Here is a 14,363-nt window from a genome sequence, read left to right as displayed (position 1 = left end):
GCAAAGGATAAGATTGATTCTGTACACTTAACTGGAAAGATAATGTTCCACAGAAGGGGTGCATGTAGTGAACAGATTCAATAAGAAGAGTGACCAGCAGGATAAGACGTTGATGCAGGGGAAGTACACTATGAAATCAGGACATGCTGTGCATGAAAAATTAAGGAGCAGGAGAGGCTGGCAGCTGCTTGTAGCAGCCATTGGATCGTGTGTAATACTATCTGCCTGCGGGATTTCGGAATCATCCAGCCAGGCGGAGCAACCATCGGCAGAACAAACAACGGCTGCAGCTCCAGCGGGAGCGGACACCAATCAGGAAGAAACTACGGCTGCCAAGGAGGGCGCTATGATTACACCTGACAATTTTATTGATACCTTAATGCATGGTTCGAAGGAGGACATATACAATCAGATGAGTCCGGAGCTCAAGGACACGGTGACACTGGAACAGTTCAAAGCGTCTGTGGACAGCTTCCTGGAAGGGGTCAATTCTTGGGATCCGGTTGTGGAAGTCAACCTGAATAACCTGTCTGAGCATTCCTGGAAAGATGAGACGGGAACCAAGGGGATTCAAGCTTATTTTACCGAAGAACATCAGATTGCCGGCCTATTGATCCAGCCCCTTGAAACGCATGAGGAGACGGACAAGAAGCTTACCAAAACCGAATTTCAGTTTCCTGTGAAGGGAGAATGGTTTGTGTTCTGGGGAGGAAACGATGTGATGTCCAACTATCATTATGCGCATGAAACACAGCGTTACGCATTGGACATCGTTCGAACGCAGGGAGATTCAAGTTATCAAGGGGAGGCCACGGCGAACGAAAACTATTATGCTTTTGGTGAACCGCTCTATGCCGCTGCTGATGGGACGGTCGTCGAGATCAAAAACGACATTCCTGATAACACGCCTGGAGTGATGAATGCCGAAGAACCAGCCGGGAATTTTGTGGTCATTGATCATGGCAGTGGGGAATACAGCATCACGGCACATATCAAGGAAGGCAGTGTAGCAGTCAAAAAAGGAGATAAAGTCAAGCAGGGAGAGCTGATTGGTGAGCTTGGCAATTCCGGTAACTCCAGTGAAGCCCATCTGCACTTTCAAGTCTCGGACGGACTTGATCTATTCACTTCCCGTTCGCTCCAAATCCGCTGGGCAGATCAGAGTCAGGTGCTGACGCGAGGAAATGTTTTTCAGGGACTTCCTGAATAGCCGAGTATGATTATTGGTTGGATTCATGGATGCGGTTTGCCGAGAGTTGAAATTGGAAGCATAAGTTAATCTTGAGTCCTGATAGAACGAGAATGATAATTCAATTAGACAGTCGGCGAATTCGTCGGCTGTCTTTGCGTTAAGCTAACGGGCAGATTAGTTTAATTTTACTCACGGACAACCGTATCCATAAATAGGGCGGGTAACTATAAGTGTAAAAGGGCCAGAGGCCAGTAAGATCAAATGAGAAATTTTAACCACTCAATTGACTCAGGGCTTTTTCATATTTTCAAGAAATGAATATTATTTCCATCTGTGGTATGATTTCGATAGTAGCGAACAAATTTCATTATGAATTTTAAGGAACAAAAACATACTAGGAGAGTGACACAGGCTATACAACCATACAAAATTCTTTCTGAGCTCCTGTCCAAAATAGAAGAAAGTGTTTCAGGTATGAGCGAGACAGAATATCTGAACGATCTCCCGATCTCCACTGTTCATTTGCGTCGACTATTCAAGTTCGCTTTTGGCGTGCCGCTACAAAGCTATATCCGCTCTCGAAAGCTAGCCGTCAGCTTGGAAAAATTGATGCAAACCGAGAAGCGGGTCCTTGACATTGCCATCGAATGCGGTTACGAACATGAACAAACCTACATACGTGCGTTTAAACGCGAATATGGGATAACGCCTGGCGAATGCAGGGAATCGGGCAAAAATATTCAAGTAACCGCTCCGATTCATCTGTTTCCAAAAAATGATGTTTGCGGAAATTTAGTATATGGGCCGGATATGGTCATGATCCCGTCTTTTCATGTCATCGGGCGAATGTATCAAATTGAGATCGCTGAATCATTGACCAAAGCACCCGAAGCGGCCAAACAGTTTTGGTGGGACAAGCGGCATGAAGTGCCTAATCCGGTAGAACCCAATATCTATTACGGTCTAACGAGGACACCTGATCCATCGCTTAGTTGGACGCACTATCTACCATCCATGCGTGTAAAGGATCTGAACGGAATTCCTGACGACTTTATAGGTGATACAGTCCCTGCTTCAATGTGTGTCGGCTTTCGCTATATTGGAAACCATCATTACGAGGAAATTAGCGAACTACGCGCAGAGGCGCTGTATACAGCCATCGATAGGCTTGCCAAAGAACACAATGGGAGATACGAACTTCTGGATAACGAATTCTTCTTCGAAAAAATTGATACGGATACTTATGATGGGCAGTATTGTCAAATGGAATGGTTTGCGCCCATCAGAGTGAAAACCTTCTTAAAATGATCAAAAAAGTCCATTGAGCGTGCCGATACTGTGGCATGCTCTTTTTTGTACAGTATCACAAATAGATGTTTGAACGAAAAGGAGAGATAGTTATAAATTATAACGAAGTCGTTGCAATCGGAGATACCTATTTACTTACAGTTGTATCAGGAGTGTTCGGATTAGAAGGCTATGAAATCCAGCGGATTCCGGCACATGATGGAGGGCGAAATGTCGTTTATACCTGTGAAAAAGAGGGCGAGGGCGCTAAAATACTCAGAATAGCTTTCTTACCAGACAGAAGACGTGAAGATTTCCTAGGTGAAGTGGAATTTGTTCGGTATCTGTTTGAGCACGGAGGCAGTGTCTCAAATATAATCAACTCCCGAAAGGGTAACTTGCTGGAGGAGATCGCCCACAATAACCAAATCTTTTTTGTCTGCCTGTTTGAAAAGGCTAAGGGGAAAATGCTTGTAGAAAATAATTATCGGTACCGAGAAGGAGCTCCAATTACCGAATATTATTATAATTGCGGCAAAACCCTGGGGAGACTGCACCAAATATCGAAAGGGTATATGCCTGTCCATCGCCGGTATAGCTTTTTTGACAAATACAATGCCGAATATATCGATAAACGGATACCGTGTTCCTTGTCTTTACTTAAGGAGAAGATGGTAAAACTCATTGATACCTTACAAGGATTGGATAGGGAACAGGAGTTTTTTGGTATGATCCATTTTGATTTCAACGATGGGAATTATTCGATAGATTTTGATACCGGACAAATAACTGTATATGATTTCGATAATTCATGTTTCGGTTGGTATATGTTTGACTTGGCCAGTATTTGGGGAAACGGCGTAGGCTGGAACCAATTTGAACCAGACGCTGGTAAACGCAGAAAGTTCATGGATAATTATTTTGAGTCAGTCCTTGCAGGGTACAGATCCGAGACCAATCTCGATGATTCAATGCTGGATAAGTTGCCCTTATTTATCCAAGGGAATCTTATGGAAAATATATTAGACAGATTCGAAAATATGGACAACAATGGGGAAGAGCCTGAGTGTGACGAGGAACTGTCGTATCTTATAAAATGTATGGAAGAAGATATCTCGTATTTAGGTTTTTTTCATGAGATCTACTCTAGTGAAGTGCCGTTTGAGTATGAGAAACGCAATATTTAGTCTTTTTGTTGCGGTTTTCCCTTCCACTCTATAACCCAGATCTGAATGCCATCGAGCGGTTAGGGAATATTGTTTGCGTTAATCAATTGGATCCTAGGAGCGTCACGGCGTGGCAAACTCCTTCTTATTTTTCATCGATAGATTCGTTTAAGCTGAAGCGCATCTCAAATAAAAACAGTTATTCTGCTAACGGGAAACGATAGCGATATAAAACAACAAAAGCAGCTGATCAACACGATCGGCTGCTTTTGTTCAACTAACGGGCAGGTTGATGCAATATGCCTATGATGGCTGGATTCTGAATACAAACGAGTGAATTGTCTTTGAAAGGAGTTTGCAGATGGATACAATCATGATAACCCCGCTTGTCGGCATCGGTCCTTTTCGGCTGGGGATGAGCAGGGAAGAGGTGGAGCAAATTTTTAAAAGTCTGAACAATTGGAGAGCTGATGATAGTATATCCGTTAATCCGAGCTATATTGAGATGATGTTTATGTGGGAACATTTCGAATACGATTCCAATGACCGGGTGAAGTTCATTGAACTGATTAATCCCCGCTACTCGGGGCAATTCTATATTCCTTGTTTATATCAAGGTGTAGACATCTTCACGACGAAGGTAGAGGATTTAATCCACTCGCTTAGGCAAGAGTACCCAATGGTTGGGGATGATGATCCGAGGACGGGATTTTCCTTTACGATTCAAGAACTTGAGCTGAACTTCTGGCGAGAGGGTATTATGAATGATGAGATCATTAAAGACCCGTTCTTTCTAGAGATGAGCGAAGAAAATCAGGAGCTTGAGAAGCGGTATTTCTATTTTACTACCGTCTCGATTGGAGTATCGGGATATTTCGATTTTATGGATAACGATTTAACGGACTCACCAGGTTAAGGAGAAAACAAGTTAACGCGAAACGCTAGTTCGTCCATGGAACTCGCCCAACCAATTGGGCATACGTATAGGGAACATCACTGTTTTTGCTCCCTTATAAAGTATATTCATGCTGACAATGGACAACGCTTAAGGTTAAATATGTGTTACACGGGAGGTCATTATTTCTTGAAATTCGAACTAGGACGTTGCTTACTGAATGAACGATTGATGGAATCCGGAAAGTCAGCAGAATGGCTGGCAAAAGACTTACTTTTTAAACCAGAACGAGTTTACGACTTTATTGAAAACAAAAGAGTGATGCCACTCAAAATTGCTATATCCATCGCCGATTCCATTGGTTGTGATGTTCGTGACTTGTATGAATTGATTCCGAACGATAATGAAGTACAGGGAGTCTAATCGAATAAGTGGCAGGTAGCATGTAAAGCTATAAATGTGATCCATGAAGCTAGCGAGAAAAACTAGGTCAATATTACAAAAAGGCAGCCGCTCAATGTATTGAACTGCACCTCATTTGTTAGACACAACTAACCATGGGGTGCAGTTCAATAGTTATCCGGCTGCTATTTATTGCAAAGTATTGTGGATCAATTTATTATTTGATCTTAATACGATAATAGTAGTCTTCGGTCATTTGCTTGATAACGTCCTCACGCTTCACTTTAACGCTATATGGAAGACGGTTTTTATCCCCGATAATGAAATCCTTATATGTACCAGCTTTGGTATTAAGCAGTTTCGTTTCACTTGTTAGCACCGTATGGTCTTTAGTGAGCGTTTCCATCACGATGACCGGTGGTCGTGATACGTCTTTGGTCAGCGTATAGGTAAAGTCCAGATTGATGCCGCCGAGGAAGGACTTGCTATCCATGGAAGTAATATAATCATAGTTTGCCTCTGTGGTCAGAATTTCAACTGCATCATTCTTAACAAGAGGGTAATCTTCTTCCGGATTTTTAATTGAAATCGTATTGTTTGCTCCATCCCACTTAACTTCATAACCAAGTGACTCACCGACCAGCCGAAGCGGTACATAGGTTTTCCCATTATAAGAAATCGGAGCTTCTGAAGGCGTCCCGATCACTCGGCCCTCCAAGAGCATCATAATTTGCGGAGACAACTGGGCGGTAATCTGACTTCCCGCTGCCCAAACAGTAGTAGGAATAAGCAGTCCAGCTGCTAGGATCAAGCTCGCTTTCCATCGTTTCTTCATATGTATCCTCCTTGTTATATGTAGTAATATCATATATTTTGGAGGAACAGTCATAGGAGTAGAAGAGACTTTTTCCCTAATTACCACTGAGAAAAACCGCGAACAGGACTAGTTAATGTCGAATAAAGGCGGAAAATTGTATCATTATTCTAATTTTGTACATATGTTATTTACATCAATTGGAACGTATGTTCTAATGATAGTATTCATTTTCTAACGGAGGCTCCTTTGCGTGACACAAAACGGCGTGTTAGAAATGAATTTATTCAGGTCTTTTGAGGAGGCGAATAGGATGAATAATAAATTGTTAAGGGTAGGAACTACGTATATCCCGGTTTCAAATGTAGAACTTTCTTCTCAATGGTATGTAGACAAATTGGAGGCAGAGTTAAACTATAAAGATGAAGACAAAGCCATTCTTAATTTCGCCAACCAGAGTATTTTCCTTGTCCAATCTAAAGAAGGTCATAGCTCCAATTTCATTGATGTATACGGAGTTGAGCGTTTTTCCATCACTTTTGAGGTGAATGGAATACAGGCATTAGAAGCAATACATAAAGATTTTAGTGAGAAACAGATTAGAGTTGGTGCAATTGAAAACAGAGGCCATTCCGGAAGGAATTTTGTTTTCTTTGATTTGGATGGTAATAAATTTGATGTATGGAGTCAACTAAGTCCAATTTTCAAAGAGAAATACCTGCCTTAGCAATAGAGAAGACTGCTCGCATAGGAATGTTTGGGGGATGACGCCTGCTTCTCTTCTCCGTTATAATATTCGTCATACTGGAGTTTGATCTGGAACATTGGGGGAGTAGACATGAAGCTGGATAGTGTACAGATTGAATATGCATCTCGGGAGGACTTGCCAAGGATTGTAGAAATTTATAACTCCACGATTGAGAGTCGGATGGTGACAGCGGATCTGGAGCCAGTGACGGTAGAACAGCGCATTCCGTGGTTTGAAGAGCATTCGCCGGACCATCGCCCGCTCTGGGTGATGAGGCATGAAGGACAAGTTGTGGCCTGGGCCAGCTTGAGCTCTTTTTACGGGCGTCCTGCATACAACGGTACAGTGGAAGTGAGTGTGTACGTTGATCAGCAATGCCGGGGAATCGGGGCTGGGGGACGCTTGCTGAACACGATTTTTGCTGCCTGTCCTGCGCTGGGAATTACGACGATTCTGGGATTTGTCTTTGGACACAATGAACCAAGTCTAGGTTTGCTGCGGAAGCATGGCTTCGAGCAATGGGGGTACTATCCGGAAGTGGCTGTATTGGACGGCGTAAACCGGGATTTGACGATTCTGGGCAAAAAAATAACGTAAATCTGCTGCAACTAGGGAATGAGCTATGTATCAGGAATTCAAATGCTAATGAACTCTACAAACTGAAAACCTCCAATTCACGATGACGTGGATTGGAGGTTTTTTATGTTTTATTTTGGGTGAGAATCGTTCTTAAAACTCAAGCTTCTGCTGGATCTCCTTGATTACGGTCTGCCAGATTTGGAGCCGAATATCGTCATTACGCGTTAACAGGCTGCCATCCTCTCCTTATACATGGGTTCTGGATGGTAGCTTATGCTTGTCCAGTACCGAAATAGCGGATGCTTGATCTTAAGCATAGAGGATTGGAGTTGGAATTTCGAATGAGAGCAGATGAACGTTGTTACACGCTTTTATTAAAACAAAAATAAAGTCGTTCACTAGGAACGACCTGTTTAGAAAAGCAGCGATCTCCAAAAAAAGATTGACGGGTAGACCACGGCAAATTATAATCGGTAACAAGTAACTTGATATGTAAGGAGTCCTGACATGATATGTTAGTAATCGACGAGGTGTATCACCATACAGCATTGCAAATATCATCGTCCGATTTATTGTACCTTATCGAACGGCTGAAGGTCAAAAAAGAAAATGAGTTTGAAACCCTCAAACATAAAATTGAACAATTTGAGCAAAAGAAGCGTGCGGAAGAAGTGGCCTATCAATCCATGTCGACGGTGCGGAAGTGGTTCGCAGGACGTCCTGCCTCCCATCACCAGGCGGTGGAGTATATGGTTCAGGTGAAGGAACGTTTTCGCAAGATGGAGCAGATCCGCCGCCGCATTCGTGAGTTGGATCGGATCGTTGAACGAATTGAGCACCCTGACAGCAAGGAAAGGGACGAGATCGAGCTTTCGCCCGATACGATCCGCGAGATCAGACAGCTTAGTGAAACGGAGGATGTACAAGCATGACTTTGGAGACGTTAAGCTCCGGGATCGATACGGTCTGGGTTGTACTGAGCGCGGCCATGATTTTATTGATGGAGGGTGGATTCGCCCTGCTGGAGGCCGGGTTTGTACGCTATAAAAATAGTGTGAACATTATTATGAAGGTTTTTGCCGACATTACGATAGGCACATTGCTGTTTTATGCCGTCGGATTCGGCCTGATGTACGGTTCTGATGCCGGAGGTTTTGCTGGGGTTACGGGATTTTTCCTGAATGGCGATTTGTCTCATATCGATGTGCCTGTATCGCTTGAAACGTTTTGGCTGTTCCAGGCTGCGTTCACGATCGCTGTTATTTCCATCGTGTCAGGTGCTGTGGCTGAACGGATCAACTTCCGGGCTTATCTTTTGTACATCATCTTGATGACTGCGATTATATATCCAATTGGCGGTCACTGGGCATGGGGCGGCGGCTGGCTCAGCGAGCTGGGCATGCAGGATTTTGCCGGATCGGCTGTCATTCATGCGCTCGGCGGGTTCTCGGCCTTGGCTGCAGCGATCATTATCGGTCCGCGCAAAGGCAAATACACTCCACATGGCGTAAGTGCGATTGCTCTTCCGAGCAACCTGCCGCTTGCCTCTGTAGGTGCATTTTTGCTGTGGTTTGGCTGGTTCGGTTTTAATGCAGGGAGCACGCTGAGTGCCACCGATGCAAGAATTGGCCATATTGCATTAGTCACCATGTTATCGGCTGCCTCGGGTGGAGCGGTTACGCTGTTATACACGCTGTTCCGCTTCAAGCGTTCAGATGCGCCATCGGTCATTAATGGGTCCCTTGCTGGTCTGGTCGGCATTACCGCAGGCTGTGCTTTTGTAGGCGATGTTGCTGCGATATTTATCGGGGCGGTTTCCGGACTGCTCATGATGGCAGCAACGAACTGGCTTGACCGTCGTCAGATTGATGATCCGGTCGGGGCTTTCCCGGTGCATGCTGCATCCGGGATGTGGGGCACGATTGCCGTGGGGCTGTTTGCCACAGACGGTGGATTATTCATGGGTGGCGGATGGAGGCTGCTCGGTGTTCAGGCACTCGGGCTCGCCGCGCTTGTCATCTGGGGTTTTGTCATGACATGGCTCGGTCTGAAGCTCATTGGCAAAATGGTTCCGGTTCGTTCCACGGAAGAAGAGGAAGAACTGGGACTGGATATTAGCTACCATGGTGTGATGGCCGCACATCAGGCTCATGAGTTTCTTGATGGCGAAGAGCACATTCGGGCATTCCAGCGTGATCCGTCTGATCGGATTCGTTAAGAAAGTTATAGGTAAAGAGACCGACAGGTGCTTCTGTGGGTCTCTTTTTTTAACCTCAAGCAGGGAAAGATGTCAGGGCGGAAGAATATACAGGTGTGAACGTGAATATGTCTCACCATAGATGTATTGGCTGAAGGAGAGGATCTGAATGATTAAACCTGAACAATGTGAACGTCTGACCAGAAAAGCCCGCAAGACGCTTGAGGAGTATGGATTGGGCACTGCCGCTGATCTATTGGTATCCTCAGGCCGTTGGGGGATCCGGCTTGATGTATCGACACTTGATGAATACCGCCGAACGGGAAATTCACGTGTGGGAGGGAATCCGGACCTGCCTGAGCACATCCAATGGCCTCTGACACAGGAAGGTGTGCCGATGACTTTTCTTGCCCAGCTGAATCTCGTGGACTTGCTTCCTTATACCCCGAATGATGGACGCGTGAGCTTGCCTGAGCGGGGGATGCTGTACTTTTTCATCGGAGTGGATGAGCCAGCTTATAATATTGAACACTATGTGATCTATGAATCCGATTCTCATAACCTGACTAGACGTGAGCCTGACGGTGATACCGCTCTGGAAACAGAATTTGTTGCACATGCCGTAACGGTACTGCCTAATCTGGAGTTTCCTACATACGCTTACGTAGATGCCCAGGCGCTGAATGCACTATCTGTACAGCAGACGGGCGAGAACGACACGGCAGACCCGGAAGGCGGGCTGTATGAACGATATCTTGAGTTTGAATCGGACTGGAATCATCCGAGTACCCAAAACTGGGGTGGTATGTTTGGATACCCTGACGGTCAACACCCGGATGCAGAGCATCAGGCCCTGTTACAGATCGTGCTCGGAGAGGAATACGAGTATGATGAACAAAAGTGCGAAAACAAACTCACCGCACATTATGGTGGAGATCCAAAACGTACCCGGCAGGAACTTGATGACACTTTGCTGCTTCTGAAAATAGATACTCACGATGCCATCGGTTTTCAATGGTGGGATTGCGGAGAACTGCAATTCTTCATTCGTAAATCTGACTTGTTTGCCGGAAGGTTCGATCAAACGTATTGTTCGTTATACTCGAGCTGAGACCCGGTTTGAACGTATATAAGCAACAAAACGTCCCTGATTCCGTCTATATGATGGAGGAGGGACTTTTTTTGTTCGTGAATGTTGGTTTTGGTGCATAGGTTGTTTATATATATATGGGGTATGATCGTGGTTGAAATACGATCATACGTTCTATATAATGGGATGAAAAGGAAGTGATATCGGGTGATTCAATCCGCATTCAAACATATTGATGTGGCAGTGACGTCATTGATAGATATCTGTGATCAGCTATCCGAACAGGATTTGACGTTGACTCCAATTGAGGGCCAGCCCCCGGTTGGTGAACTTCTCTCTCATCTGTCGATGATCTGTCGTGCGGATGTGTACATATCGGAAGGGGCATCGGAAGAGGAGATGGCTGCGTTTTACGAAGAAAATCAACCCCAAACCTTAAGTGAGATCAAGCAGGCACTGATTGAGAATCAGATGTATCTGTATCAACGATACAGGCAGTTCAATACAGAGGAGCTGCTTAAGGTGACTGATTCCTACTGGGGAGCATCCTATAGTCGTCTGGAGTGGCTGCTCGAAATTATGGGGCATGTTTATCATGACAGAGGACAATTGTATACGATGCTGACCTTAACGGGAAGAGAGACCAAGGTCGCATCATATAGTGATATTTCGGTGCTGCCTGAAGGAGTATCGATCTGATAGAATACATAGAAGCGTGCAATCCGGTTCAGGCAAAGGTTAGAGGAGCAACTGACTGACGATACTATGCGTTAACAACGGAGGCTCAGGGTTGAAACAGAATCTTACATATCATGCGTTAAAAGAAATGCTTCATAACGTTCCTGAGTTGCATCAGGCAACGGAGATCGAGCCTATTTTGAAGGGATATTCATCTGACCTAAAGTTCAGAGTCTTCATCCCTGGTCAGGGGCATTTTTTGCTGCGCACATTTGACTTGTCCCAGAAACCTTTGAAAATGAATGAGTATCAATGCGTGGTAGAGATGAAGAAGCTGGGGGTTCGCTGCCCATTACCAATAAGCATGGGGCGACTGGACGAAGAAAATGGTTACATGCTTCTTAGCTATATAGAGGGTGAAGATGCATCGGAGGCTCTTCCTCGGATGAACCAACAGAGTCAATGGGCTATCGGCATGGAAGCAGGTGCTGAACTGCGGAAAATTCACCAATTCAAGGTGGAGAACCAAGCGGAGTCATGGTACATACGCAAGGGCAGGAAACATCAGCGTTATATAGAGAAGTACAGGCAGTGTCCTATTAAAATGAAACATGATCAGAAGCTTCTTTCATTTATTGAAGATAATCTGGACTGGATGAAACATCGGCCGGATGGATTTCAGCATGATGATTTTCACCCCGGCAACCTTGTGGTTAAGGAAGGAAAACTTGCAGGGGTTATTGATTTTAACCGTTCTGACCAAGGTGATCCGGTTCATGAATTTCTGAAGCTGGGCCTATTTGCATCTGAGGCAAGCATCCCATATTCGATGGGACAGATCCAGGGTTACTTTGGTGGTGGCGAGCCGGGCGAGCTGTTCTGGAAATTGTATTCTCTGTACACTGCAATGGCACTTGTGTCTTCCGTGGTGTGGATTCAGCAGGTGAAGCCGGAAGAGACGGATGATATGATGGACAAGATTGAGCGTGTCCGGGAAGATCATGATGATTTTCGCAGATTCATTCCCCGGTGGTATAGTCTGAAGAATCAATGATTCATGGAATCGAAAGGAATTATGCCGTGGCACAGCCAGCAGTACAGCGAATGACCAATAGGGCCGAAGTCGATAACATTAGATTTTTCTGTTTTTCACGCTTAACAATACAAAATATGGATTATAAGGTATAATATACACCTTACATGTTTGAAAGGAGGATGAGATGGGAGACAGAGAAAGAATGACCAAGGTCGATACAAGTTCACTGTTTTCTGAACCGGGAACCAGAATGGAGCTGCCTGGGATTTCCGGATTGGGTGGATGGCTTATTTTAATTCAGATTGGCTTGTTTGCTTCTCTGCTGCTTCTGATCGTGGATTTGTCGCAGGTCGCTGTTATTATGAATCCGGCAAAATGGGGACTAAACAGCGATACGGAAAAGGATCTGTATTATCAAGTCATGAACCCGCTCCTGTGGTTTGGCATCATAAGTAACGTCATTCTTCTGATCATTGTCATTGTAAATCTGGTTCTGTTGTATATGAAAAAAAGGCAGTTTCCCCGCATGATGATCACGCTGTACATTGCTAACGTGCTGGCGGGAATCGGTACATGGATCATGATTGGACAGGCCGAGATTCCAGGAGCGCTGAACGGGTTTGATACCACACCAGCACGGAATTTAACCATACGATCCATACTGACATGCTGTATCTTTATTCCGTATTTTCTGAAATCAGTGCGGGTGAAGAATACATTCGTAAAGTAATATGATTAGCACAGGACATATAGCCATAAACAATGGCATGCTAAAAGGCCCGTTACGTTCAGGTTTATCCTGTAAGTAACGGGCTTTCTTAATCAACGTCTGATGTATGAATAAGAACGCAATTCGATTATGATTTTGCCCTTAACGCATCAGGCAAGCGGCGTATCATCTGGTTCAGAACTTCAGACAACACCAGCCCGACAGCGATGGCCCCGGATAACATTAACGCCTTGGCAGCCATCTCCATGGCTGCACTGTAGTCATTTTGCACAAAGCTGCGCATGGCGTTGTACGCGAGACCACCAGGGACCAGTGGAATGATGCCAGCAACGCTGAAGATAATGACCGGTGCCCGGAACAGGCGGGAGAACATCTGGCTGATGACACCCACCGCAATGGTAGCTGCAAGCGTAGCGGGAACGGCATCTGCCGCGTATTCGAGCACAACATAGATAAGCCAGCCGATCATGCCAACGAAGCCGCCGTGAAGCAGCATGCGGCGTGGTGCATTAAATATAATTCCAAACGCAGCCGAAGCGACAAAGCTGGTCAGAGCCTGTTCTATAAAATGAAGCATAACCTGCATTCCTCCGTCTTACGTAAAAAGTGAAAATACAACCGCAATGCCTGTACCAATGGCAAACGCAGTCAGAAACGCCTCGGCTCCCTTGGATAACCCGGACACCAGATGCCCGGCCATCAGGTCACGCACAGCGTTGGTAATCAGGAGTCCTGGCACCAGCGGCATGACCGAGCCGATAATGATCTTGTCGCGTTCATGTCCTGCACCAATCGCGACAAGTAGAAAGGCCAGCAAACCAATGACAAAGGCTGCGCTCAGCTCCGCGAAAAACTTGACCAGCACAAGTCGGTGAAAAACAATGACTGCGGCATAACCGATACCCCCGCAGATCACGGCAGGCAGGAAGTCGCCCCAGCCCCCGCCGAACATAATGGTAAAACAGCCGCTCGAAAGTGCCGCAGCAAGGAGTTTTACACGTGCAGAATAGGAAGAGGGCTTGCCTTCAATCCGCAATAACAGGTCGTGCGCTTCCTGGACGGTTAATTCCCCTTGTCCTATACGACGGGAGACGGCGTTCACCTCGGACACCTTATCCAGATCTGTTGTGCGCTCTGAGATGCGGATCAGCTTGGCCGGTTCGGTGGCATCCACCGAGAAAAAGATGCCTGTCGGCACAACATAGCTATGTGAATGGGGGAGCCCGAGGGCGGCGGCCATTCGTTTCATCGTATCCTCCACACGGTAGGTTTCACCACCGCTTTGCAGCATGATTTTACCTGCCAACAAGCAGATGGCAATCACGCGGGACTGTTCTGTCGTATTCTTTTCAGTGATCTCCTTCCCGTTCTGAACTGGGGGTGGAGGATCATGAGGGATGTATTTCAACGGGATCCTGCTCCGTTTCATATGAGATAAGGCCTAGGGCCGACACCATTGTATCATATTTCACACGTTAACACGGAAACATACCGCAAGAGCACATAAAGTCATACACCGTTTACTCCATTCATTTCCGGAAATAGTTTA

16 protein-coding genes are annotated in these 14,363 nt (G+C 45.5%); 13 read left to right on the top strand and 3 right to left on the bottom strand.

The features are described 5' to 3' along the window. Positions 1-67: 67 nt before the first annotated feature. The 5 genes from AB3N00_RS11110 (at position 68) to AB3N00_RS11090 (ending at position 4,963) form a co-directional block, all read left to right on the top strand. Positions 68-1,210 (top strand): M23 family metallopeptidase, encoded by a 1,143-nt coding sequence (locus AB3N00_RS11110; protein ID WP_413034581.1) that lies wholly within the window; start codon positions 68-70, stop codon positions 1,208-1,210. Positions 1,211-1,666: 456 nt separating this feature from the next. Further along, positions 1,667-2,500 carry a helix-turn-helix domain-containing protein gene (locus AB3N00_RS11105; RefSeq protein WP_413034580.1) on the top strand — a complete coding sequence of 278 codons (834 nt, stop codon included), beginning with the start codon at positions 1,667-1,669 and terminating at the stop codon, positions 2,498-2,500. A 65-nt stretch (positions 2,501-2,565) separates the two neighbouring features. Continuing rightward, positions 2,566-3,666, top strand: a complete 1,101-nt coding sequence (locus AB3N00_RS11100) for a phosphotransferase enzyme family protein (RefSeq protein WP_413034579.1) — start codon at positions 2,566-2,568, stop codon at positions 3,664-3,666. A 340-nt stretch (positions 3,667-4,006) separates the two neighbouring features. Then, positions 4,007-4,561, top strand: a complete 555-nt coding sequence (locus AB3N00_RS11095; protein ID WP_413034578.1) for a hypothetical protein — start codon at positions 4,007-4,009, stop codon at positions 4,559-4,561. A 168-nt stretch (positions 4,562-4,729) separates the two neighbouring features. Continuing rightward, positions 4,730-4,963, top strand: a complete 234-nt coding sequence (locus tag AB3N00_RS11090) for an XRE family transcriptional regulator (protein WP_413034577.1) — start codon at positions 4,730-4,732, stop codon at positions 4,961-4,963. Between the two features lie 196 nt (positions 4,964-5,159). Here the strand turns inward: AB3N00_RS11090 and AB3N00_RS11085 are convergent, their stop codons facing one another. Beyond that, a complete protein-coding gene (locus tag AB3N00_RS11085) occupies positions 5,160-5,777 on the bottom strand; it encodes a stalk domain-containing protein (protein WP_413034576.1) in 618 nt (205 codons plus the stop codon). A 292-nt stretch (positions 5,778-6,069) separates the two neighbouring features. Between AB3N00_RS11085 and AB3N00_RS11080 the strand changes: the two genes are divergently transcribed. From AB3N00_RS11080 to AB3N00_RS11045, 8 genes are all read left to right on the top strand, one after another. After that, on the top strand, positions 6,070-6,483 hold the full coding sequence (locus tag AB3N00_RS11080; protein ID WP_413034575.1) for a VOC family protein: 414 nt from the start codon (positions 6,070-6,072) through the stop codon (positions 6,481-6,483). A gap of 111 nt (positions 6,484-6,594) precedes the next feature. After that, on the top strand, positions 6,595-7,101 hold the full coding sequence (locus AB3N00_RS11075; RefSeq protein ID WP_413034574.1) for an N-acetyltransferase family protein: 507 nt from the start codon (positions 6,595-6,597) through the stop codon (positions 7,099-7,101). A 494-nt stretch (positions 7,102-7,595) separates the two neighbouring features. Beyond that, positions 7,596-8,015 (top strand): hypothetical protein, encoded by a 420-nt coding sequence (locus AB3N00_RS11070; protein ID WP_413034573.1) that lies wholly within the window; start codon positions 7,596-7,598, stop codon positions 8,013-8,015. After that, positions 8,012-9,301 (top strand): ammonium transporter, encoded by a 1,290-nt coding sequence (locus tag AB3N00_RS11065; RefSeq protein ID WP_413034572.1) that lies wholly within the window; start codon positions 8,012-8,014, stop codon positions 9,299-9,301. Before AB3N00_RS11070 ends, AB3N00_RS11065 begins: the two co-directional genes overlap by 4 nt. Positions 9,302-9,449: 148 nt before the next feature. Further along, positions 9,450-10,391, top strand: a complete 942-nt coding sequence (locus AB3N00_RS11060) for a DUF1963 domain-containing protein (RefSeq protein WP_413034571.1) — start codon at positions 9,450-9,452, stop codon at positions 10,389-10,391. Positions 10,392-10,577: 186 nt separating this feature from the next. After that, entirely contained in the window at positions 10,578-11,069 is a 492-nt protein-coding gene (locus tag AB3N00_RS11055) for a DinB family protein (RefSeq protein ID WP_413034570.1), read from the top strand. Positions 11,070-11,160: 91 nt separating this feature from the next. Further along, complete coding sequence (locus AB3N00_RS11050) at positions 11,161-12,102, top strand: aminoglycoside phosphotransferase family protein (RefSeq protein ID WP_413034569.1); 942 nt, start codon at positions 11,161-11,163, stop codon at positions 12,100-12,102. Between the two features lie 166 nt (positions 12,103-12,268). Then, the gene (locus AB3N00_RS11045; RefSeq protein WP_413034568.1) at positions 12,269-12,814 is read left to right on the top strand and encodes a DUF2569 domain-containing protein; all 546 of its coding nucleotides are present in this window, start codon (positions 12,269-12,271) and stop codon (positions 12,812-12,814) included. 127 nt (positions 12,815-12,941) lie between these two features. On the opposite strand, the gene AB3N00_RS11040 is transcribed toward AB3N00_RS11045, so the two are convergent. Then, a complete protein-coding gene (locus AB3N00_RS11040) occupies positions 12,942-13,391 on the bottom strand; it encodes a threonine/serine exporter family protein (protein ID WP_413034567.1) in 450 nt (149 codons plus the stop codon). A gap of 18 nt (positions 13,392-13,409) precedes the next feature. After that, positions 13,410-14,171, bottom strand: a complete 762-nt coding sequence (locus tag AB3N00_RS11035) for a threonine/serine exporter family protein (RefSeq protein ID WP_413035246.1) — start codon at positions 14,169-14,171, stop codon at positions 13,410-13,412. Between the last annotated feature and the right edge of the window lie 192 nt (positions 14,172-14,363).

It is taken from the genome of Paenibacillus xylanilyticus (assembly GCF_047246825.1).
Classification (GTDB): domain Bacteria; phylum Bacillota; class Bacilli; order Paenibacillales; family Paenibacillaceae; genus Paenibacillus; species Paenibacillus xylanilyticus_B.
Note: the sequence above shows the minus strand (reverse complement) of the source record. Positions and strands in the feature narration are given on the sequence as shown.

Coding starts and splice junctions, on each gene's coding strand:
- AB3N00_RS11075 (WP_413034574.1), top strand. CDS start 6,595: ATGAAGCTGGATAGTGTACAGATTGAATATGCATCTCGGGAGGACTTG.
- AB3N00_RS11080 (WP_413034575.1), top strand. CDS start 6,070: ATGAATAATAAATTGTTAAGGGTAGGAACTACGTATATCCCGGTTTCA.
- AB3N00_RS11045 (WP_413034568.1), top strand. CDS start 12,269: ATGGGAGACAGAGAAAGAATGACCAAGGTCGATACAAGTTCACTGTTT.
- AB3N00_RS11070 (WP_413034573.1), top strand. CDS start 7,596: ATGTTAGTAATCGACGAGGTGTATCACCATACAGCATTGCAAATATCA.
- AB3N00_RS11065 (WP_413034572.1), top strand. CDS start 8,012: ATGACTTTGGAGACGTTAAGCTCCGGGATCGATACGGTCTGGGTTGTA.
- AB3N00_RS11060 (WP_413034571.1), top strand. CDS start 9,450: ATGATTAAACCTGAACAATGTGAACGTCTGACCAGAAAAGCCCGCAAG.
- AB3N00_RS11040 (WP_413034567.1), bottom strand. CDS start 13,391: ATGCTTCATTTTATAGAACAGGCTCTGACCAGCTTTGTCGCTTCGGCT.
- AB3N00_RS11105 (WP_413034580.1), top strand. CDS start 1,667: ATGAGCGAGACAGAATATCTGAACGATCTCCCGATCTCCACTGTTCAT.
- AB3N00_RS11100 (WP_413034579.1), top strand. CDS start 2,566: ATGTTTGAACGAAAAGGAGAGATAGTTATAAATTATAACGAAGTCGTT.
- AB3N00_RS11095 (WP_413034578.1), top strand. CDS start 4,007: ATGGATACAATCATGATAACCCCGCTTGTCGGCATCGGTCCTTTTCGG.
- AB3N00_RS11085 (WP_413034576.1), bottom strand. CDS start 5,777: ATGAAGAAACGATGGAAAGCGAGCTTGATCCTAGCAGCTGGACTGCTT.